Origin of the sequence: uncultured Tateyamaria sp., assembly GCF_947487805.1 — a bacterium.
GTDB lineage: Bacteria > Pseudomonadota > Alphaproteobacteria > Rhodobacterales > Rhodobacteraceae > Tateyamaria.
Genome location: NZ_CANKXW010000007.1, coordinates 1 through 21,513 on the forward strand (window position 1 = coordinate 1; position 21,513 = coordinate 21,513).

At 63.7% G+C, this 21,513-nt stretch carries 16 protein-coding genes and 1 tRNA gene; 11 read left to right on the forward strand and 6 right to left on the reverse strand.

Annotated features, from left to right (window positions below; all coding sequences use genetic code 11):
* Window positions 1-116 precede the first annotated feature (116 nt).
* Window positions 117-193, forward strand: a tRNA-Asp gene (locus Q0949_RS15730).
* A gap of 20 nt (window positions 194-213) precedes the next feature.
* Here the strand turns inward: Q0949_RS15730 and Q0949_RS15735 are convergent.
* Window positions 214-657 (reverse strand): potassium channel family protein, encoded by a 444-nt coding sequence (locus tag Q0949_RS15735; protein ID WP_299374329.1) that lies wholly within the window; start codon window positions 655-657, stop codon window positions 214-216.
* 76 nt (window positions 658-733) lie between these two features.
* On the opposite strand from Q0949_RS15735, the gene Q0949_RS15740 reads away from it, so the two are divergent.
* Together Q0949_RS15740 and Q0949_RS15745 are read left to right on the forward strand one after the other, a co-directional pair.
* On the forward strand, window positions 734-1,978 hold the full coding sequence (locus Q0949_RS15740; RefSeq protein WP_299374332.1) for an efflux RND transporter periplasmic adaptor subunit: 1,245 nt from the start codon (window positions 734-736) through the stop codon (window positions 1,976-1,978).
* A 3-nt stretch (window positions 1,979-1,981) separates the two neighbouring features.
* Window positions 1,982-5,032 (forward strand): efflux RND transporter permease subunit, encoded by a 3,051-nt coding sequence (locus Q0949_RS15745; protein ID WP_299374335.1) that lies wholly within the window; start codon window positions 1,982-1,984, stop codon window positions 5,030-5,032.
* Here the strand turns inward: Q0949_RS15745 and Q0949_RS15750 are convergent, their stop codons facing one another.
* The gene (locus Q0949_RS15750) at window positions 5,033-5,803 is read right to left on the reverse strand and encodes a hypothetical protein (RefSeq protein ID WP_299374338.1); all 771 of its coding nucleotides are present in this window, start codon (window positions 5,801-5,803) and stop codon (window positions 5,033-5,035) included. It abuts the gene before it with no gap.
* 72 nt (window positions 5,804-5,875) lie between these two features.
* Between Q0949_RS15750 and Q0949_RS15755 the strand changes: the two genes are divergently transcribed.
* Window positions 5,876-6,748 carry a glycosyltransferase family 2 protein gene (locus Q0949_RS15755; RefSeq protein WP_299374341.1) on the forward strand — a complete coding sequence of 291 codons (873 nt, stop codon included), beginning with the start codon at window positions 5,876-5,878 and terminating at the stop codon, window positions 6,746-6,748.
* Here the strand turns inward: Q0949_RS15755 and Q0949_RS15760 are convergent.
* Both Q0949_RS15760 and Q0949_RS15765 read right to left on the reverse strand, forming a co-directional pair.
* Entirely contained in the window at window positions 6,741-7,595 is an 855-nt protein-coding gene (locus Q0949_RS15760; protein ID WP_299374343.1) for an alpha/beta hydrolase, read from the reverse strand. The genes Q0949_RS15755 and Q0949_RS15760 overlap by 8 nt on opposite strands.
* A 14-nt stretch (window positions 7,596-7,609) precedes the next feature.
* Window positions 7,610-8,980 carry a M20/M25/M40 family metallo-hydrolase gene (locus Q0949_RS15765; RefSeq protein ID WP_299374345.1) on the reverse strand — a complete coding sequence of 457 codons (1,371 nt, stop codon included), beginning with the start codon at window positions 8,978-8,980 and terminating at the stop codon, window positions 7,610-7,612.
* 226 nt (window positions 8,981-9,206) lie between these two features.
* Between Q0949_RS15765 and hemA the strand changes: the two genes are divergently transcribed.
* From hemA to ispG, 3 genes are all read left to right on the forward strand, one after another.
* On the forward strand, window positions 9,207-10,442 hold the full coding sequence (gene hemA, locus Q0949_RS15770) for a 5-aminolevulinate synthase (RefSeq protein WP_299374348.1): 1,236 nt from the start codon (window positions 9,207-9,209) through the stop codon (window positions 10,440-10,442).
* A gap of 112 nt (window positions 10,443-10,554) precedes the next feature.
* Window positions 10,555-11,772 carry a helix-turn-helix domain-containing protein gene (locus Q0949_RS15775; protein ID WP_299374351.1) on the forward strand — a complete coding sequence of 406 codons (1,218 nt, stop codon included), beginning with the start codon at window positions 10,555-10,557 and terminating at the stop codon, window positions 11,770-11,772.
* Window positions 11,773-11,853: 81 nt separating this feature from the next.
* Window positions 11,854-12,987, forward strand: coding sequence for a flavodoxin-dependent (E)-4-hydroxy-3-methylbut-2-enyl-diphosphate synthase (gene ispG, locus Q0949_RS15780; RefSeq protein WP_299374354.1), 1,134 nt, complete (start codon window positions 11,854-11,856; stop codon window positions 12,985-12,987).
* 95 nt (window positions 12,988-13,082) lie between these two features.
* Here the strand turns inward: ispG and Q0949_RS15785 are convergent, their stop codons facing one another.
* Both Q0949_RS15785 and Q0949_RS15790 read right to left on the reverse strand, forming a co-directional pair.
* Window positions 13,083-13,826, reverse strand: coding sequence for a DsbA family protein (locus Q0949_RS15785; protein WP_299374357.1), 744 nt, complete (start codon window positions 13,824-13,826; stop codon window positions 13,083-13,085).
* A gap of 5 nt (window positions 13,827-13,831) precedes the next feature.
* A complete protein-coding gene (locus Q0949_RS15790; RefSeq protein ID WP_299374360.1) occupies window positions 13,832-15,178 on the reverse strand; it encodes a M48 family metalloprotease in 1,347 nt (448 codons plus the stop codon).
* A gap of 22 nt (window positions 15,179-15,200) precedes the next feature.
* Here Q0949_RS15790 and Q0949_RS15795 point away from each other — a divergent pair, with 22 nt between their 5' ends.
* The 4 genes from Q0949_RS15795 to prfB all read left to right on the forward strand — a co-directional run bounded on the left by Q0949_RS15795 (window position 15,201) and on the right by prfB (window position 21,493).
* Window positions 15,201-16,343 carry an aminotransferase class I/II-fold pyridoxal phosphate-dependent enzyme gene (locus tag Q0949_RS15795; protein WP_299374363.1) on the forward strand — a complete coding sequence of 381 codons (1,143 nt, stop codon included), beginning with the start codon at window positions 15,201-15,203 and terminating at the stop codon, window positions 16,341-16,343.
* Window positions 16,344-16,400: 57 nt separating this feature from the next.
* A complete protein-coding gene (locus tag Q0949_RS15800; protein ID WP_299374848.1) occupies window positions 16,401-17,609 on the forward strand; it encodes an N-acetylmuramoyl-L-alanine amidase in 1,209 nt (402 codons plus the stop codon).
* 108 nt (window positions 17,610-17,717) lie between these two features.
* Window positions 17,718-20,228 carry a PBP1A family penicillin-binding protein gene (locus tag Q0949_RS15805; RefSeq protein WP_299374366.1) on the forward strand — a complete coding sequence of 837 codons (2,511 nt, stop codon included), beginning with the start codon at window positions 17,718-17,720 and terminating at the stop codon, window positions 20,226-20,228.
* Between the two features lie 140 nt (window positions 20,229-20,368).
* Window positions 20,369-21,493, forward strand: coding sequence for a peptide chain release factor 2 (gene prfB / locus Q0949_RS15810; protein WP_299374369.1), 1,125 nt, complete (start codon window positions 20,369-20,371; stop codon window positions 21,491-21,493).
* Window positions 21,494-21,513: the final 20 nt, after the last annotated feature.

The following is a 21,513-nucleotide window of genomic DNA, read 5'->3' on the forward strand; positions in this document are numbered from 1 at the left end:
GGTTGTAGCTCAGTTGGTTAGAGTACCGGCCTGTCACGCCGGGGGTCGCGGGTTCGAGCCCCGTCAACCGCGCCACTGCTTACCCCAAAGGTCCGGGGACAAAAGGACCACGATGCGCGGTTGTAGCTCAGTTGGTTAGAGTACCGGCCTGTCACGCCGGGGGTCGCGGGTTCGAGCCCCGTCAACCGCGCCACTTTTCCCACATTTCACGGATCAATCCGAATGCGGTGCCTGCAAGGCAGGCAAAAGCCGTCCGATCACGTTGATCAGGAATGCGGTGCTGACCCCAAAGGTCAGCAGGCCGGTGATGGCCGAGAACGTCCCGAAAATGCGCATCCCATCGCCCAGCACCAGATCGCCGTAGCCCAGCGTGGTATAGGTGACGGTGGCAAAGTAGAAGCTGGTGGGGAAGTCTTCGAAAGCGGCGACGGCGTGGAAGGCGAGCGCCCATGACCAGACCTGTACCGTGTGCGCGGCCACGATCAGCAGGACGCCGACGCTGAGCAGGGCGGTATTGCGGGGCAGGGGGCGCATGTGCGCCAGCCTGCGCCCGAGCCGCGCGTAGACAGGCACCGACGCCGCCACGATCCCCACATGCACCAGCGCGCAGAGCGTCAAAAGCGTGCTGCCGAAAATAATTTGCAGAGTTGTCGACATTGGCGCGCCTTGGAATTGACATGGGGTGCCGGTCGGTGGACCGTGTGGGCAGATTATAGAAGGGATATTGCGCATCATGAAAGCATTTGCATTTGCGGCCTCATTTGTCTGTGTCGCGGCGGTTCTGTCCGGCGATGCGCTGGCGCAGTCGGGGGTGCGGCCCGCCAAGGTTGCCATGGTTGAAAGCACCGAGGCGGTGGTGCGGCGCACCTATCCCGCGATTGTCCTGCCGTCGGCCGAGGTGGATCTGTCCTTTCGGGTCAGTGGCCGGGTGATCGAATTGCCGATCCGCGGGGCGATGGATGTGGCCGAGGGTGATGTGATCGCGCAGGTCGATCCGCGTGACTTCCAGCAGCAGGTCGCACAGTTGGAGAGCCAGCGCGATCAGTCACTTGCGCAGCTTGCGGCCTTGCGCAGCGGTGCGCGTGCCGAAGAAGTTGCAGCCCTTGAGGCGGCGGTCGCATCGGCGCAGGCGCAGGTGGATCAGGCGCGCGAACAGGCGGAGCGGACCCGCGAGCTGGCGGAACGGGGTGTGGTTGCCTCTGCCCGGGTGGAGCAGGATGATGCGGCCCTTCTGGTCGCCGAGGCCAACCTGAAGGCGCAGACCGAACAGCTGGCCATTGGCCAGTCGGGCGGGCGCGAAGAGGACGTGCAGGCCGCAGAAGCCGCGTTGCGCGGGCTTGAGGCGCAGTTGCAGGTGGCGCGGGACAATCTGGCGGACACAACGCTGACCGCGCCTTTTGCGGGGGTCATCGCGCGGCGCAACATCGATAATTTCACAAATATTCAGGCCGGTCAGAGCGTGGCGCTGCTCCAGAACCTTGCGACGGTGCATCTGGCCTTTGACGTGCCGGGGCCGGATGTGACCGCGCTGACCGCCAATGGGCAGGACCAGATCAGCATGCAGGTGACCTTTGATGCCATTCCGGGCGCGGTGTTCGATGCCGAAGTGGTCGAGTTTTCCGTGCAAGCGGATGCGGCGACACAGACCTATCGCGGTCGCGTGAGCGTGGCGCAGCCGGGCACGGCTGTGATCCTGCCGGGCATGGTGGGACGGGCTATTGCCACGGCTCCGGGCGGGGACGCATCGCTGCGCGTGCCGCTGACGGCCATCGCGGCGGAGCCCAACGGCGATCCGTTCCTGTGGGTGGTGAGCGCCGAGAACACGGTGAGCAAGCAGCCCGTGACGCTTGGGGCGGCCAGTGGCGACAGCGTGGCCGTGACCGGCGGCGTGTCCGAGGGCGACACGGTGATTGCCGCCGGGGTCAGCCAGATCCTTGACGGGATGACCATCCGCCCCATCACGCGGATCGGGGGCTAGGACATGGATCTGGCCCGGTTCGCCATTGAAAAGCGCCTGATTTCCGCGATTTCGACGCTGTTGATCCTTGTTGCGGGGTATTTCGCCTACACGGCGCTGCCCCGGTTCGAGGACCCCGAGTTCATCATCCGGCAAGCGCAGATCGTCACGCCCTATCCCGGTGCCAGCGCCGAGGAGGTGGCCGAAGAAGTCACGGAAGTCATCGAGAACGCCTTGCAGCAGTTGCAGGGCGTGGACGAGGTGCGGTCGGTCTCCTCGCCGGGTGTCAGCACCGTGACGGTCGAGTTCACGATTGCGTCGACCCCGGATTATCCGCAGCTTTATCAACGGTTTGCCCAGATGCGGGCCAAGATCGACGACGCGCAGGGCGCTCTGCCGCCGAATGCGCTGGAGACGCAGGTCTTTGACGATTTTGGCGACGTTTATGCGATGTATTTCGCGGTGGTGGGCGATGGGCTTTCGATCACCGAGCTGCACGAATACGCCAAGGATCTGCAACGCGAGCTGGTGACTGTGGACGGGGTGTCCAAGGTGGTGCTGAACGGCGTGCAGGACGAGGTGATCTATGTCGAATATTCCTCGGCCCGGCTGGCAGAGCTGGGGCTGTCGCCGCAACAGGTGGCGCAGATCCTCGAAGGGCAGAACCTTGTCACGCCCGCAGGCTCCATCAAGGCGGGGCAGACCCGGCTGACCGTGCGGCCCGTGTCGGCGGTGTCTTCGACGGAGGCGATTGGCGGGCTGATCATCTCGAACCCGCAGACGGGCGCGTCGTTCCGCCTGTCGGATATTGCGACGATCACGCGGGGACTGAAGGATCCGGCGACCATGCTGCTGTACCGTGATGGGCAGCAGGCGGTGGGGATCGGCGTGTCCAACACTCTGGGCGGCAATGTCGTGAACACGGGCGTGGCGGTCAAGGAACGGATGGAGGCACTGATCGATCAGCGGCCCATCGGCATCGACGTGGTGCCGATCTCGGACCAGTCGGTGACGGTGAAATCCTCGGTCGACGATTTCGTGATGAACGTCGCGCTGGCGCTGGCCATCGTGGTGGGCACGCTGTTGATCTTCATGGGGTTGCGGTCGGGTATCCTGATGGGGGGTATCCTGCTGGTGACGGTCGCGGGCACGCTGTTTGGCATGTACCTTTATGGGCTGGACATGCAGCGGATTTCGCTGGGCGCGCTGATCATTGCGCTGGGGATGCTGGTCGACAATGCCATCGTGGTGGTCGAGGGCACGCTGGTGCGGGTGCAGCGCGGCGAGGATGCGGGCGAGGCGTCGATTGCCATCGTCAACCAGACCAAGTGGCCGCTTTTGGGCGGGACGATCGTGGGTCTGCTGGCGTTTTCCCCGGTCGGGTTTTCGCCGGACAACACGGGCGAATATGCAGGCAGCCTGTTCTGGACGATCAGCATTTCGTTGCTGTTCTCATGGCTGATCGCGATCTGGCTGACGCCGTATTTCTGCACCCTGATCCTCAAGCCCGGCAAAGGGGCCGAGACCAAGGAGAACGGGGTGATGCGGGCCTATCGCGCGCTGCTGAAACGCGCGATCCGGGTGCGCTATGTGACCATTGCTGTGGTTGTGGTCATGTTCGCCTCGGCCATTGCGATGTTCAGCATGGTGCCGGCGGGGTTCTTTCCCACCTCGACGCGCGAGCAGTTCGTGATCGACTATTTCCTGCCGCAGGGGTCTGACATCGCACAGACCGAGGCGGATGTGCTGGAGATCGCCGAACATGTGCGCACGCTTGAGGGGGTGACGGGCACCAACACGGCCGTGGGGTCGGGGCATCTGCGGTTCATGCTGATCTACGAATCCGAGAACCAGAACGCGGCCTATGGCCAGATCCTTGTCGATGTTGAGGAATTCCGCCAGATCGACGGGCTGCGCGATGAGTTGCAGACCTGGATCGACGCGTCCTATCCGCAGGCCAATGCCAAGGTGTGGAAATTTGTGCTCGGGCCGGGTGGCGGATCCAAGGTTGAGGCGCGGTTTGTCGGGCCGGATCCCGTGGTGCTGCGGTCCCTGGCGGCAGAGGCGAAGTCGATCATGTCGGATGCGGGCGCCGTGGCGGTCAAGGATGACTGGCGCGAGCAGGTCAAGGTGATCCGGCCCGTGATCAACACCGACAACGCGCGCCGGCTGGGCCTGACGCAGGGCGAGATTTCCAACGCGCTCTATACCCATCTGTCGGGCTCGTCGCTGGGTGTTTACCGCGAGCGGGACGAGTTGCTGAACGTCGTGATGCGCCCGTTCGAGAACGAGCGGACGGATGTGGAGGCGCTGCGCGACGTGCAGGTCTATAGCCAGGTGGTGGGCGGGTATATCCCGATCAACCAGGTGGTGGACCGGTTCGACATCGTGTTCGAGGCGGGCAATCTGCGCCGTATCGACCGCCAGCTGGCCATTCTGGCGCAGGCGGACAATGCGCCGGGCCAGTTGTCCGGTGACCTGTTCGAGGCTGTGCGCGGCCCTATCGAAGAGATCGCCCTGCCGCCCGGATATACGCTGGAATGGCGCGGTGAGTTCGGCAATTCGCAGGACGCCAATGCGGGGCTGGCCTCGACCATGCCGTTGGGCTTTGGCGCGATGATCCTTGTGGTGCTGTTCCTGTTCAACGCGATCCGCCAGCCACTGATCATCTGGCTGACGGTGCCCTTGTGTCTGATCGGGGTGATATGGGGGCTGGCTGCATTCCAGACACCGCTGGAGTTCATGGCCATCCTCGGGGTGCTGTCGTTGACCGGTTTGCTGATCAAGGCGGCCATCGTGCTGATCGACGAGACCGACAGCCAGATCGCGGATGGCAAGGCGCGCATGGATGCCATCGTTGACGCGGCTGTCAGCCGGGTACGGCCCGTGGTTCTGGGTGTGCTGACCACCGTGCTGGGGGTTGTGCCGCTCTTGTGGGATCCGTTCTTTGCGTCGCTGGCGGTGGTGATCATCTGCGGGCTCAGCTTTGCCACGGTGCTGACGCTGATCGTGGTGCCTGCGCTTTATGCGATTTTCTTCCGGGTGGCCGATGACGAGGTTGCGGCGGCGGGCTGATCAGTAGGCATAGCCCAGCTGCGCTTCCAGATCGGTGTCGATCTGGGCGCGCAGAAAGGCCATGTCGTCGTCGCTCCAGTCGGGTGCCTTGTCGGGGCGCCCCGGCACGGACGGTTTGAATTTCGATCCCAGCCTTTTGACCACGGGTCGAAACGGGGCCGTGCGCGCGGGCAGGCCAAGCGCCGATACAAGCGCGTCCAGCGTCGCCTCGGGTGCGGCCTGGGCGTCCTCCATCCGTAACAGGATGCAGGTGCAGTCCCGCCGCAACATGCCCAGCAGGGCCAGCAGTTTGGCGTGGCGCAGGGCAAAGATGTTGGCGTGCCGCGCGCCGGTCACGGGGTCGCGGTCGGCTTGCAGGGGCGCGCCCACAGATCCGTCCGGCACCAGCCCTTCGAAATAGCGCGGGCGGTCGATCACCGTGTCCCAGGGCGCGCGCAGGAAGTCGGAGAACCCCAGCGCCTGCATCTGCGGTGTGGTGTGCCACGGTTTGGCAAACATCGACCGGGCCCAGCTGTCGGCGCGGCGCACCACACAGATTACCGCCAAATCATGCGGTACGGCCAGCATGTGCGGCGTCGCATGTTTCCACCCCAATGCCTCGGTCGGGGCAAGGGCCGTGTTCCGGCCCAGCAGGCGTTTGACGAAATTCGTGCCGGAGGAGCGTTCGCCCAGCACCTGGTATCGCCGGATGTCGGTTGTGCCCGCCCTTTGGACATGCAGGCCGGTGTCTGCGAATTGTGCGGGCAGGGGTGTCGGGGAGCTTTGCGCCAAATTAACGATTCTCTTGTTTGGGTCGATGCACTAGAGTGCGTGAAAAATGACCTTTGAGCAGGACAGTAGCAGATGCAAACAGTGGCCGCCGTTACCATGGTGCGTGATGACGCGTTTTTCCTCAAGGCGTGGCTGCGCCACTACGGTGAGATGTTCGGGCGCGAGAACTGTTATGTGATCAACCATGGCCGCGGGGCGGAGGCGGCGGCCCTGGCCGAGGGGTGCAACATCATCGGCATCCCCGGCGATCCGCACAAGAATTTCGACGTCAAGCGCTGGGGGCTGCTCAACAACCTCGTGGGCGGTTTGCGCCGCTATTACCGCCATGTGATCGTGGGCGATGTGGACGAATTGGTGGTGCGCGACCCGGAGGCGGGCGGCAGCTTGCGCGATTTTCTCGAAGATGCGCCCGAGGGGCGGGTGCTGACGCCGCTGGGCCTTGAGGTCATTCATCGCATTGATATCGAGGAGGAGGTGATCGAGGATCGCATCCTTGGCCCGCGCCGTCACGTGCGCCCGGCGCCGCATTATTCCAAACCCTGCATCATCTCGGCCCCGGTCAAGATTGCGCGGGGCGGGCATTTCACCCAGGCTGACAAGCTGTTTACGCCAGATGATCTTTATCTGATGCACCTGAAATTCTGCGACTTTGCCGCCTATGTCGGGGTGATGGATCACCGCAACATGGTCACGGAGGAGGTGCAGGCCGGGGTCAAGGAGGCCGCCATCGGACGCCACTGGTTCGCCGAGGCGCGGGGCGAGGACCGGGCGGTCTTTGACGCTTTTGCGGATCTGGAGATGATGGAGGAATTCGACATGCGGCCCCTGCGGCGCAAGATGCAGCGCAGCTTCAAGCCGCGCGGCGACACCGGGTATTATCATTTCGACCGGCCCGATTACGGCACGCAATACCTGCTGCCGGAGCGGTTCTCGGGGCTTATCTGACCCGCATCAGGAACCGGTGCAGCGCGGCATAGGTCGCATCCGGGTCCGTATCGGGAAAGAAGTGACCGCCCGGAACGGCCCTTGCGGTCATGTCGGACAGCCGGTCGGCCCATGTGGCGGGCACATCATAGGCGCGGCCCATCACCCCGTCACCGCCATAGAGGACACAGGCCGGCATCGGCAGGGTGCGGCCCAGATCGGCGGCATCCAGCGCGAAATCCACGTCGATCGCCGCGCGGTAGTCATTGCACATCGTTCTGATGCAGTCGGGGCTGCGCCACGCGGTGCGGTAGGCGTCAAGCGCGCGGGCGTCAAACCCGTCCATGCCGCCGCCCCATCCCGCCAGGCAACTTTCGAAATAGGCGTCCGGGTCGTGCCCGATCAGCGTTTCGGGAAAGGGTGCGGGCTGGGCCAGGAAGAACCAGTGGTAATAGGCGCGCGCCACCTCTTGCGACAGCTGATCGAGCAGCAGATGCGTGGGCACGATGTCCATCAGGGTCAGCGACAGCACCGCGTCGGGTGTGTCGAGCGCCAGCCGGTGCGCCGTACGCCCGCCGCGGTCATGGCCCACAAGGTGGAACCGGTCATGCCCCAGATGCGCCATCAGGGCGCGCTGGTCATCGGCCATGGGGCGAAAGCTCATCTCCGCCATGTCCGCCGGTTTGCTGCTGTCGCCATAGCCGCGCAAATCGGCCGTCACCACGGTGAAGTCCGCCGCCAGACGGGGCCCGATGGCGTGCCACATCGCGCGGGTTTGCGGGAATCCGTGCAAGAGCAGCACGGGCGGGCCGCTGCCCTGCACATTATAGGCGATGGTCTGCGCCGTGGGCGTGTCAAAACGGGGCATGGTGCAATCCCCGATCAGGTCAGCGCATCAAGGATGCGGGCCCAGCTGCGGATGCCCTTGTGAAAGCTTTCCATGTCGTATTTTTCGTTGGGCGAGTGGATCTGGTCGTCGTCCTTGCCAAATCCGACGAGCATTGGGGTTGTGCCCAGGATCTCTTGGAAATGGCCCGCAATCGGGATCGATCCGCCACAGCCGACATAGGCCGCGGGGATATTCCATTCGTCGCTAAGGGCGGCGCGTGCCGCCTCGAATGCCGGGTCGGTGGTTTCGGTGACCGAGGCCTGGCCCGCGCCGTGGCCGGCAAATTCGACCGTGCAGTCGGCGGGCAGGGCGTCCTGCACCATCTGGCGAAAACTGGCGCGGATCGCGTGGGGGTCCTGGTCGCCCACAAGGCGGAAGCTGACTTTGGCCGAGGCCTGCGAGGGCAGCACCGTCTTGAACCCCTGGCCGGTGTAGCCGCCCCAGATGCCGTTAACGTCGCAGGTGGGCCGCGACCAGATCATCTCGATCGGGGTGCGGTCCTGTTCGCCGGCGGGTGCGCTGAGGCCCACGTCACCGAGGAAACGGGCGTGATCAAAGGCCAGCCCCTGCCACTGGCTGCGGATCGCATCGGGCAATTCGGGCACACCGTCGTAAAAACCCGGGACCGTCACGCGGCCCTGATCATCATGCAGCGACGCCAGCACACGGGTCAGCACGCGGATCGGGTTCATCGCCACGCCACCATACATGCCCGAATGGAGATCCTTGTCCGGGGCGGTGATCGTCAGCTCTTCTCCGAGCAGGCCGCGCAGCATGGTCACGATGGAAGGCACGCGGGATTCGAAAAGGCCCGTGTCGCAGATCAGCGCGAGGTCGGATTTCAGCTCTTCGGCGTTTTCCTGCATGAACGGCACCAGCGAGGGCGAGCCGCTTTCCTCTTCGCCCTCGAAGAAGAAGGTGATGCGGCAGGGCAGGGTGCCATGGGTCGCCTTCCACGCGCGGCAGGCCTCGACAAAGGTCATCAGCTGCCCCTTGTCATCGGAGGACCCGCGCCCGCGGATCACCTGACCTGCGGGCGTATCCTCGATCTGTGGATCGAAGGGGTCGTTGTTCCACAACTCCAGCGGATCAACCGGCTGGACATCGTAGTGGCCGTAAAACAGCAGGTGTGGCCCGTCCCCCGGCACATGGCCCACGACCATCGGATGGCCGGGTGTGTCGCGTTTCTGGGCATCGACGCCCAGGCTTTGCAGATCGGCCACCAGCCAATCGGCGGCGGTCTGGCAGTGATCCTTGAACGCGGGGTCGGTCGAAATCGACGGGATGCGCAACAGATCCAGCAGCCGGTCGGTGGCTTGGGGCAGGTCGGCATCGATACGGGAAAGCACAGCGTCAAGGGTCATGGGGGCTCCGGGAGGGTTAGGCGTTCCGCGAGATTAGCGGTGCAGGACGGGGTGTCCAGAGGCACATTTGATTTGGGTCAACGCGGGCCCCGTTTGCGCCTGTCAGAGTGGCCCTTGGACGAGACCTGCGACATGACGCGCATTTGATTGGCATTGAAGGGCGTTTGTGCAGTCTATATTCGTTCTAAGAACACGTACGGGTCCGCCCCGTGCGGACACGACCAAGATGGAGCCTCGCGTGGATTACACCGCCAAATTGGATGACGCCCTGCAACGTCTGCATGACGAGGGCAGATACCGGACGTTCATTGATATCGAACGGCAAAAGGGACAGTTCCCCCACGCGACGTGGACGCGCCCCGACGGCACGCGCGCGCCGATCACGGTGTGGTGCGGCAACGACTATCTGGGCATGGGCCAGAACCCTGTCGTGTTGCAGGCGATGCACGAGGCGATTGATGCCACGGGCGCAGGATCGGGCGGGACACGCAACATCTCGGGCACCACGGTATATCACAAACGCCTCGAGGCCGAGCTGGCCGACCTGCATGCCAAGGAAGCAGCCCTGCTGTTCACCAGCGCCTATATCGCCAACGACGCGACGCTTAGCACGCTGCCCAAGCTGTTTCCGGGCCTGATCATCTATTCCGACGCGCTGAACCACGCCTCCATGATCGAGGGTGTACGCCGCAACGGCGGTGCAAAACGTGTGTTCCGTCACAATGACGTCGAGCATCTGCGTGCATTGCTCGAGGCGGACGATCCAGAAGTGCCCAAGCTGATCGCCTTTGAATCGATCTATTCGATGGACGGTGATTTCGGCCCCATCAAAGAGATCTGCGATCTGGCCGATGAATTCGGTGCGCTGACCTATATCGATGAGGTCCACGCGGTGGGCATGTACGGCCCGCGCGGTGGCGGCGTCGCCGAACGTGATGGCTTGATGGACCGCATCGACATCATCAACGGCACGCTGGCCAAGGCTTACGGTGTCATGGGCGGTTATATCGCCGCCTCGGCCAAGATGTGCGACGCGATCCGGTCCTATGCGCCGGGTTTCATCTTTACCACGTCATTGCCTCCGGCGGTGGCGGCGGGGGCTGCGGCATCCGTGGCATTCCTCAAGACGGCGGAAAACCTGCGCGCGGATCATCAGGAACAGGCCAAGGTGCTCAAGCTGCGTCTCAAGGGCATGGGCCTGCCGATCATCGATCACGGCAGCCATATCGTACCCGTGATGGTGGGCAATCCAGTACATACCAAGATGCTCAGCGACATGCTGCTCGAAGACCACGGGATCTATGTGCAACCGATCAATTTCCCGACCGTGCCGCGCGGCACCGAGCGGTTGCGATTCACGCCGTCCCCGGTGCATGGACCACGCGAGGTCGACGCATTGGTGCACGCAATGGATAAATTGTGGTCCCACTGTGCGCTAAATCGTGCCGAGAGCGCCGGATAATTCACTAAAATTCGCAAATTCCGTTGCCATGTGTTACGGTCTGTTAAACAACAGCAGCGAGGCGAATCGAGTGGTGAGGGTTCGTTAACGCGTGAAGTAGTGGGGCAGCGGAATGATCGGGCGCAAATCCGGCATCAGCAAAGAAGAGGAAATCGCGGAGCCAAAGGGCTTTGACGATTTCGAGCTGCGCCTGGGTGACATCATGCGCGGTGAGCGTGCAACGCTCGGCAAATCCCTTCTCGACGTACAGCGCGAATTGCGCATCAAGGCGAGCTATATCGCAGCCATCGAAAGCTGTGATCCCGATGCTTTTGATACCCCCGGTTTCATCGCTGGATATGTGCGGTCCTATGCCCGTTACCTGAATATGGACCCCGACCGCGCCTTTGCCGCGTTCTGCGCCGAGAGCGGGTTCTCCGTGGCCCACGGCATGTCGGCCGAGGCATCGGTGGTCAAAAAGCCGTCGCGCGAAGAGCGCTTGGGCCGTGGTCCCGGTGCCGACATTTTTGCCGCGCCCGCAACACCGTTTGTTCCTGCAGGCGAGGCGATCTGGTCGCGGATCGAGCCGCGCGCCGTCGGGTCGTCGCTGGTACTGCTGGCATTGATCGGCGGCATCGGCTTTGGCGGCTATTCGGTTCTGCAAGAGGTGCAGCGTGTGCAGGTGGCCCCAGTGGAACAGACGCCCGTCGTGCTGTCCGACCTCGACCCGCTGAGCGGTGTCGCGCAGACGCAAGACGTGGCCACTGGACCCGATATCCAGACACCCCGTGCCGATGCGCTCGACCGTCTCTACCGCCCGCAGGCGCTGGACGTGCCGGTTCTTGTTGCGCGCGACGCGCCCATTGCAACTCTTGATCCGCGCGAACTGGGCACCTTTGCCACCGCCGGTCGTGACACGTTGCCCACCGCGGGCACGCTTGCGTCTGTGCTGCCCGACGACATAGCACCCGTGGGCCCGTCGGTCCCGCAGGTGGTCGAAGATGTGGCGCCCGCCCTGACCATGGTCGCAGTCCGCCCGTCCTGGGTCCGCGTCCGCGCCGCCGACGGCACCGTGATATACGAGGCCACGATGCAGCCCGGCGACACATGGGAAGCGCCCCTGACCGAAGAGGCACCCACGCTGCGCACCGGCGAAAGCGGCGCAATCTACTTTGCGATGAACGACAAGTTCTACGGCCCTGTGGGCCCCGCGGGATCCGTCACATCGAACCTGCCGCTCGAAATAGCGGGCCTCAAGGAAACCTATCTGCCGGTGGATGTGGCCACGGATGACGGGCTGATCCGCTATGCCGAAGCCAAGGCAGCGGCGGTGACCCAAGAGGCCGACTAAAGCGTCGCAGCCCATTGCCGCGCTGCGCGGGTGTGTCTATCTTGCCTGACAACCGGACCGTTTTCGAACAAGGCTGTTGGCATGTCTCTGAACCACATTCGTCCCTGGCGTAACATCTATCGCCGCCAAAGCCGCCAGATCATGGTGGGCAATGTGCCCGTGGGGGGCGACGCACCGATCACGGTGCAGACGATGACCAACACGCTGACCACGGACGCCAAGGCCACCATTGGCCAGATCCAGGCGGCGGCAGAAGCGGGGGCCGATATTGTCCGCGTCTCCGTACCCGATCAGGACAGTTCCCGGGCCATGCACGAGATCGTCCGCGAAAGCCCGGTGCCCTTGGTGGCCGATATCCATTTCCACTACAAACGCGGCATCGAAGCCGCCGAAGCCGGTGCCGCCTGCCTGCGGATCAATCCGGGCAATATCGGTGATGAAAAGCGCGTCAAGGAAGTCATCAAGGCCGCGCGCGACAACAACTGTTCGATCCGGATCGGGGTGAACGCGGGCAGTCTGGAAAAGCATCTGCTCGACAAATACGGCGAGCCGACCCCGGATGCGATGGTGGAATCCGGTCTCGACCACATCAAGATCCTGCAAGACAACGACTTTCACGAATTCAAGATCAGCTGCAAGGCTTCGGACGTGTTCATGGCCGCCGCGGCGTATCAGCAACTGGCCGAGGCCACCGACGCCCCCATCCACCTCGGCATCACCGAAGCGGGCGGCCTGACGTCGGGCACGATCAAATCCGCCATCGGTCTGGGCAACCTGCTGTGGATGGGCATCGGCGACACGATCCGCGTCAGCCTCAGCGCCGACCCGGTGGAAGAGGTGAAGGTGGGCTACGAGATCCTGAAATCACTCGGCCTGCGCCACCGCGGCGTGAACATCATCTCCTGCCCAAGCTGCGCGCGCCAGGGCTTTGACGTGATCAAGACCGTCGAAATCCTCGAAGACCGTCTGGCCCATATCAAGACGCCCATGTCGCTCAGCATCATCGGCTGCGTCGTGAACGGTCCCGGAGAGGCGCTGATGACGGATGTGGGCTTTACCGGCGGCGGTGCCGGCCACGGCATGGTCTACCTTGCAGGCCAGCAAAGCCACAAACAGGACAACGCGACGATGGTGGATCACATCGTGGAACAAGTCGAAAAGAAGGCCGCCGAACTGGACGCCGCCGCAGCCGCAGATGCCCAAGCCGCACAATAGCGGGCCTGCTCATTCACTTTGCCAAATAAACTCCGGGGGTCCGGGGGCAGAGCCCCCGGGCGGTCGCCGCAGCGCCAGCGCGGCGAAACCAGGGCCTAGCCGCGTTTCTCGGCCACCAGCGCCATCATCTCGTCATAGGGCAGGAACCCCCGCAGCAACTCGTCCTGCAACACGAAGGTCGGCGTGCCGGTGATCTGCAACCGCTGCGCCAGTGCCCGCGTGCGCTGGATCTCCATCGTCACCTCATCGCTGTCCATGCGCGCCTCGATCGCGTCTGCATCCAGACCAAAGGTCGACGCCATCCGCCGCAGGCTCCGCATCGTGACATCGCCGGACATCGTCATCAACGCATCCGTCAGGCCCTTGTAGGCGTCGCCGCCCGCGACCTGCTTGGTGGCCACTGCAAAGCGCGACGCCAAAAGCGACTGTTCCCCGAGGATCGGGAACTCCTTCACGACCAGGCGGATATTGCCGTCGCTTTCCAGCATCTTGGCCACTTCGCCATGGGCGCGTTTGCAGAACCCGCAGCGGTAGTCCAGAAACTCCACCAATGTGATGTCGCCGTCCGGATTGCCGCCCACAAAAGAGTATCCGTCGTCAAAGAGTTCCGCGGCATTGTCAGATACAAGGCTCAGATCCGCCTGTGCCTGCGCGGCCTGTTCGCGCGCTTCCAGCACACCCACGGCCTCCATGATGATCTCGGGATTGTCCAGCAGATAGGCGCGGATCTCCTCGCGGAAATTGGCGCGTTCCTCCGCCGTCATGTTGGTCAGGTCAAGCGCCGCGGCGGGCAGGGCCAGCGTCAGCGCAAGGGCGGATGTGGCAAGGGTGCGAAACATGGGTGTTATCTCCGTTTTCGTTTTGCAGCGCGTTCAGATGCAAGGAGCACATCATGCGCCCTTTGCCAAGGTCCCGATCCCTCGGACAGTAGCCCGGTGGCGCGTTTGGCGTGGATGCCCGCGTCGTCGAGACGTCCGCGCAGGGCATAGCGTTCTGCAGTGATCAGGGACGCCATGCCACGCTGGCCGGTCTTGGCATAGGCCACCGACAGATCGCGCAGCATGGATCCATCGCGGTAGTCAATCGTGCGCGCCCGTTCCAGCGCCTTGAGTGCGGCAGACACATTGCCACTGGCCAGCAGCGCGCGGCCATAGCTTGCCTGCAAGAGCCCGTCGCGCGGGCGCAGTTGCACCGCGCGGGCCGATTGATTGGCGGCGGCCGCGAAATTGCGCGTCTCCATCAGGATCTGCGCCTTGAGGTCATAATAGAACGGGTCCTTGGGCCGTAGCGCGATGGCCTTGTCGATGGCCGCCAGCGCCTTGCGCGTGTTCGAATTGCGGTGGTGCGCCGCCGCCTCGCGCATCAGCGCCACATCACGGTATCCGCTGTCGCCCACGCGGTTCAACGTCCAGCTTGAGCGCCGCGTGAACGCCGTCAGCTTGCCCTTGGCGCGGGCAAACCAGTAATCCGACGAGGACGTGTCGGAGGAATGTTCACCGTAGGCTGCGGCATAGGCTTCGATCGCGCGCAGGCGGTCGCGGCTGAGCGGGTGCGAGCGCACATAGGGGTCCTGACGGGCCTCGGACAGGACCTCCTGACCCCGGAACAGACGAAACACATCCGCCATCCCGGCAAGCGATATGCCTGCGCTGCGCAGATAGCGGGCGCCCGATTGGTCGGCGGCACTTTCCTCGGCGCGGGTGTGCCGCAGAAAGGCGCGTTGTGCCGCACTTTGCGTTCCGAGTGCGATGGCCGCGGCCCCTTCGCCCGATCCGGCGGCCGCCGCCACAACCGCAAGCGCCGCGCCAAGGCTGGCGGCGGTGCGCGCATTGCCCAGATTGCCAAGACGTCGGGTGATATGGCCGTTGGCGATATGCGCCGCCTCATGGGCGATGACCGCTTGCAGCATATCGGCCCGTTCCATTCGGCTCAAAAGCCCCGAGTGGATAAAGATCGCGTCGTTGCCCACGACAAAGGCATTCAGGCTGCCATCATTGACCACGAGGATCTTGGTGCGCGCGGCACTCAGCCCGGCGGCCTTGAGCACCGGTGCGGCCACCTGCGAAAGCGCGTATTCGATATCCGCATCGCGCAACAGCGTCACCGCACGCCCGGGCAGGGCCGCGATCAGCGTCAGGCACAGGCTGAAGATCAGGATTGACGGCGCGCGCCGCAGCATATGAAAGGTCATGGATCAGATCATAGGAGTGCCCATGCGAACCTCAACCCGCAGTGACGTTGATCCTTTTATTGTGATGGACGTGATGGAGGCGGCGCGCGTCGCCGAGGAGGCCGGGCGCCATATTATCCACATGGAAGTGGGCCAACCGGGCACCGGGGCACCACAGGCGGCGATCCGCGCATTGACCGACGCCATGGCGGAGGGGCCGCTGGGCTATACCGTGGCGATGGGTCTGCCTGCGCTGCGGGCGCGCGTGGCACAACTATATCGCGACTGGTACGATATCGACCTCAATCCCGACCGGGTGGTGATTACCTCGGGGGCCTCGGGCGGGTTCATCCTTGCCTTCAACGCGCTGTTTGACAGTGGCGACAGGGTGGGTATCGGTGCGCCGGGCTATCCCAGCTATCGTCAGATCCTCAAGGGGCTGGGCCTTGTGCCGGTGGACCTGCCCACCTCGCCTGACAACAGGCTCCAGCCGGTGCCGGCGGATTTTGCCGATCGTGATCTGGCGGGTCTTTTGGTGGCCTCGCCCGCGAACCCGTCGGGTACGATGCTGGATGCCCTGGCCATGGGCGCGCTGATCGACGCCGCACAGGGTGCGGGTGCAAGTTTCATCAGCGACGAGATCTATCACGGGATCGAATACGAGACCAAGGCTGTCAGCGCGCTGAACCTGAGCGACGATGTCTATGTCATCAACTCGTTTTCCAAGTATTTCTCGATGACGGGGTGGCGCGTGGGCTGGATGGTGGTGCCCGAGGACCACGTGCGTGTGGTCGAGCGGCTGGCGCAGAACATGTTCATCTGTGCGCCGCACGCCAGCCAGGTGGCCGCCCTTGCCGCGATGGATGCCGCGGACGAACTGGAAGCGAACCTTGCCGTCTATGCCGCCAACCGCGCGTTGATGCTGGAGGGGTTGCCCAAGGCCGGGTTTGCCCGCATCGCGCCGCCTGATGGGGCGTTTTATGTCTATGCCGATGTGTCCGGGATCACAGATGACAGCCGCGCGCTGGCCGCCGAAATTCTCGACAAGGCCGGGGTGGCGGTGACGCCGGGGCTGGATTTCGACCCTGTGCGCGGGCACCAAACGCTGCGCTTTTCCTATGCGCGACGCACCGAGGATATCGTCGAAGGACTGGACCGGTTGGCAAAGTTCATGGCCGCGCGGTGAAGGGGGATTCACGCGGTGCCCATGATCGCCTATGGTGACCCGAAAAAGGGCAGTGTGATGCGGGCGGTATTTCTTGCGTGGATGATGATCTGGGGTGCGCTGATGGCGCAAGCGCAGGACCTGTCCGGTCTGGCCCGCGTCGATGCAGCCCAAAGCGGTGTCAAGGACGGCTGGTTCGGGCGGAGTGCGCTGACGCTACATTTGAGCCAGGGCGTGCCGTTCCGGGTGTTTGTGCTGGATGATCCGGCGCGGCTTGTGGCGGATTTTCGCGAGGTTGATTTCGATGGGCTGACGGCCGATGCGTTTCTGTCGGGCAGCGACAGCATTTCGGGCGTCCGGTTCGGGACGTTCAAACCCGGCTGGTCCCGATTGATTGCAGATCTGGCCGCGCCGATGTTGCCGGTCGAGATCGGGATGCCGGTGGATGTGTCCGACGGCACTGCCACGCTTGAGATCACGCTGGAACCTGCGGAGCCCGCGGAATTTGCCGCCGGTGCCGGTGGTCCGGTGGATGCCGACTGGGGCGCGCCTGCGGCGGCCCCGCTGCCGAAGGGCGACGCGGATGCCTTTGTCGTGGTGATTGATCCGGGCCATGGCGGGGTCGATCCTGGTGCGGTCCGTGACACCACCAGCGAAAAGGAATTGATGCTGGGCATGGGGCTGGCCCTGCGCGATGCCCTGCGCAGGGCAGGCGGTATCGAGGTCGTGCTGACCCGCGACCGGGACATGTTCGTGTCGCTGCCCGGACGGGTGGCGCTGGCCCATCAGGTCGGGGCAGATGCGTTCGTGTCGCTCCATGCAGACGCGCTGAGCCAGGGGCAGGCGCGGGGGGCCACCATCTATACGCTGTCGGAACAGGCCAGCGATGCGGCCTCGGCCCAGCTGGCCGCGCAGCATGACCGCGCTGATATTCTGGCGGGCGTCGATCTGAGCGGGACGGACGATCAGGTGGCGGCGGTCCTGATGGATCTGGCGCGCACCGAAACCATGCCGCGCACCGCGACGCTGGCCGCGGCTCTGATCGAGAACCTGGCCGCCGCGGGCGGGCCAATGAACAAGCGGCCCCGCCGCGAGGCAGCGTTCTCGGTCCTCAAGAGCGCCGATATCCCCTCGGTACTGGTCGAGGTGGGCTTCCTTTCGGACCCGCGTGACCTCGCCAATCTGCGTGATCCGGTGTGGCGGTCCGTCATGGTCGAGGCGCTGGCGGCGGGTATCCTGCAATGGCGCGACGATGATCTGGCGATGCAGCCGCTGATCCGGCAATAGCGGCGATCACATCGGCGGGATCGCGCCACAGTTGGCTTTTGACGCCCCTTGGCAGGTGGCGTATACCTAGACGCCAAAGCAACCTTTTCCAATCAGGTGCGGGCGGTCATGTTTCGGTTCATTCTATCCTTCTTTGGCGGGATTTTTACCACGGTCACCATGGGGGCGGCGATGGTCGCGCTGTCTGTGGGGGCGGTGTTCTGGATGTATGGCCGCGATTTGCCCAGCCACGAGTCGCTGGCGCAGTACCAGCCCGCCACGATCAGCCGGATCTATTCGGGCGAAGGTCAGATCATCGACGAATTCGCGCAGGAGCGGCGTCTGTTCGCGCCGGCGGACACGATCCCGCCGCTGGTCAAACAGGCGTTCATCAGCGCCGAGGACAAGAATTTCTATACCCATGACGGTTATGACCTGCGCGGTATCGGGTCGGCCGCCTATGACGCCATCCGCAGCCGGGGCAGGGATGTGCGCGGGGCCTCGACCATCACGCAGCAGGTGATGAAGAACTTTCTTCTGTCTGGCGACCGTCAGGCCGAACGCAAGATCAAGGAGATCATCCTCGCCGCCCGCGTCGAAGAGGCGCTGAGCAAGGAAAAGATCCTCGAGCTGTATATGAACGAGATTTTCCTTGGCCAGAACTCGTACGGTGTAGCGGCGGCCAGCCAGACCTATTTCAACAAGACGCTGAGCGATCTTGAACCCCATGAGGCGGCTTTTCTTGCCTCCTTGCCCAAGGCCCCGTCGGATTTCCATCCGGTGCGGCGCAAGGATCGGCTGATGGCACGCCGGAACTTTGTTCTCAAGGAAATGATGGAGAACGGGTATCTGGACGAGGCCACATACGAAAGCGAGCGCGCCATGCCGCTGCGGTCTGTGCAGAACGGTGACTTTGAAAGCTTCAAGGCGGAACTGCCGCCGCGTGACTACTTCACCGATGAGATCCGCCGCCAGCTGAGCGAGGATTTCGGCGAGGGCGAGTTCTTTACCGGTGGTTATACCGTGCGCGCGACGATTGATGCGGAAATGCAGCCCGTGGCGGCCAAGGCATTGCGGCGGCAGCTGGAAAACTACGACCGTGGTTTGGGCATCTGGCGCGGGACGGGCGAAAAGCTCGAGGCGGAACAGCTGGAAAACTGGGCCGAGGCGTTGGCGAATTTAACCGTGGCGCGCGACATCGATCTGAATGGCGTCTGGCGGCCTGCGGTGGTGCTGGAGGTGGGCGATCAGGAGATGCGTCTGGGCATCGAGGGCTGGACCGAGGATGAGCCTGCGCCGGTCGTCCCGCGCGAGGACATTCGCTGGGTCAAGGGCAGCTTTTTCGACAATTTCGAACCCGGTGACGTGGTGCATGTGCGCGCCATGACCGAGGACGGCGATGGGTCGTTCATCCGCTGGACACTGCGGCAGGTGCCACGTGTGCAGGGCGGTTTCGTGGCGATGGACGTCAACACGGGCCGCGTGATCGCGATGCAGGGCGGGTTCAGCTACCAGCATTCGGTGTTCAACCGTGCCACACAGGCCAAGCGCCAGCCCGGCTCGTCCTTCAAGCCTTTTGTCTATGCCGCAGCGCTCGACAGCGGCTATTCGCCCGCAACGATCGTGGTGGACGCACCCATCGAGATCAACACGCCGCAGGGCCTGTGGCGTCCGCGCAATTCGTCGAACCAGTTCTACGGGCCGACGCCCCTGCGGACGGGTATCGAACGCTCGCGGAACCTGATGACGATCCGTCTGGCCGAAGAGGTCGGAATGGACGTTGTGGCCGACTATGCAGAGCGGTTCGGTGTTTATGAAAATATGGGCCGGTTCCTCGCCAACTCGCTGGGATCCGAAGAGACAACGCTGTACCAGATGGTGTCGGCCTACGCGATGTTTGCCAATGGCGGCGAACGGGTACAGCCGACGCTGATCGACCGTGTGCAGGATCGGTTCGGGCGGACGGTTTACCGCCATGACGAGCGGACCTGCCGGGATTGCACGCAGCTGGCGAGCCTTGATCCGGGCTTTGCGCCGCGGGTGATTTCCAACCGTGAGCGGGTGATGGACCCGATCACCGCCTATCAGCTGACATCGATGATGAAGGGTGTGGTGGACCGCGGCACGGCGTCGAAGACGGTCAACCTGTCGGTGCCGATTGCGGGCAAGACGGGCACGACCAACGACGCCAAGGATGTGTGGTTCGTGGGGTTCTCGTCCAACATCGTGGCGGGCTGTTACATCGGCTATGACCAGCCGCGGTCCCTGGGCAAGGGGGCATCGGGCGGCGGCATGTGCGGGCCGGTCTTTGCGTCGTTCATGCGCGAGGCGATCAGCAAATATGGCGGCGGTGCGTTTGAGGTTCCGGAAGGCGGCCAATTCATCAAGATCGACCGGTTCACAGGCGCGCGGTTGAGCGATTCCGCCACGGGCGACAATGTTGTGGCCGAGTATTTCCGCGACGGCGAAGAGCCGATCTTTGGCATCACCTTTGACGGTGGGTTTGCCATGGGGGCCGATCTGCCGCTCTTTGAGGAAGCGGGCGGCGGTGGTCGTCAGGTCACCACGTCCACCGGCAAGAAGGCGGTTGTGGGGCCCAAGGCGAATTTCGGCACTCTCAGTTCCGGTGGGCTTTACTAGATGACGCGCGACGCGCTTTGACGGGCCATGCGGCCCGCAAAGACGCCCCGCCCGCCATCCCGCATTCGGGCGGGTCCTGACCTTGTGGCGGCGCGATCCTTGGTCTATTTCAAGGCTCTGCACTGCAAGAGGGATCCGCGATGCGCGCCGAAATTCAGAACATCGTTGGTGAGATCGAGAAGTCGGTTGCGCTGTTGGCGCAACGGCTGGATGTGGAGACAGCGCCCCATCGGTTGGAAGAGTTCAATGCCCGTGTCGAGGACCCCAATCTGTGGGATGATCCGGACGCGGCACAGAAGCTGATGCGCGAGCGGCAGATGCTGGTCGACGCCATGGAGACCCATGACCGCATCAAGCAGGAGCTTGCGGACAATATCGAGCTGATCGAGCTGGGCGAGATGGAGGACGACGCCGAGGTCGTCACGGATGCAGAGGATGCGCTCAAGTCGCTGGCGGAGACGGCGGCGCAGAAGGAGCTGGAGGCGCTCTTGGATGGTGAGGCCGATGGCAATGACACCTTCCTTGAGATCAACGCAGGCGCTGGTGGCACGGAAAGCTGTGACTGGGCGTCGATGCTGGCCCGCATGTATGTGCGGTGGGCGGAAAAGCAGGGCTATAAGGTCGAGCTGCAATCGGAGAGCGCGGGAGACGAGGCGGGCATCAAATCGGCCACCTACAAGATTTCCGGCACCAATGCCTATGGTTGGCTGAAATCCGAGAGCGGTGTGCACCGGCTGGTGCGGATCTCGCCCTACGATTCGGCGGCCAAGCGGCACACGTCGTTCAGTTCGGTCTGGGTCTATCCGGTGGTGGACGACAATATCGAGATCGAAGTGAACCCGGCGGACATTCGCATCGATACCTACCGGTCATCCGGCGCGGGCGGACAGCACGTGAACACCACCGATTCCGCTGTGCGGATCACCCATGCGCCCACAGGCATCGTCGTCACGAGTTCCGAGAAATCACAGCACCAGAACCGCGACATCGCGATGAAGGCGCTGAAATCCCGGCTGTACCAGCTGGAACTGGACAGGCGGAACGCGGCCATCAACGAGGCCCATGACGCCAAGGGCGACGCAGGCTGGGGCAACCAGATCCGGTCTTATGTGCTGCAACCCTACCAGATGGTGAAGGATTTGCGAACCAATCACGAAACCTCTGATACCAAGGGGGTATTGGACGGAGATCTGGACGGGTTCATGGCGGCCACGCTGGCGCTGGATGTGTCCGGGAAATCGCGTGCGGAGGCGCAGGCCGACTGATCGGTGCGCGCACCCCGCCG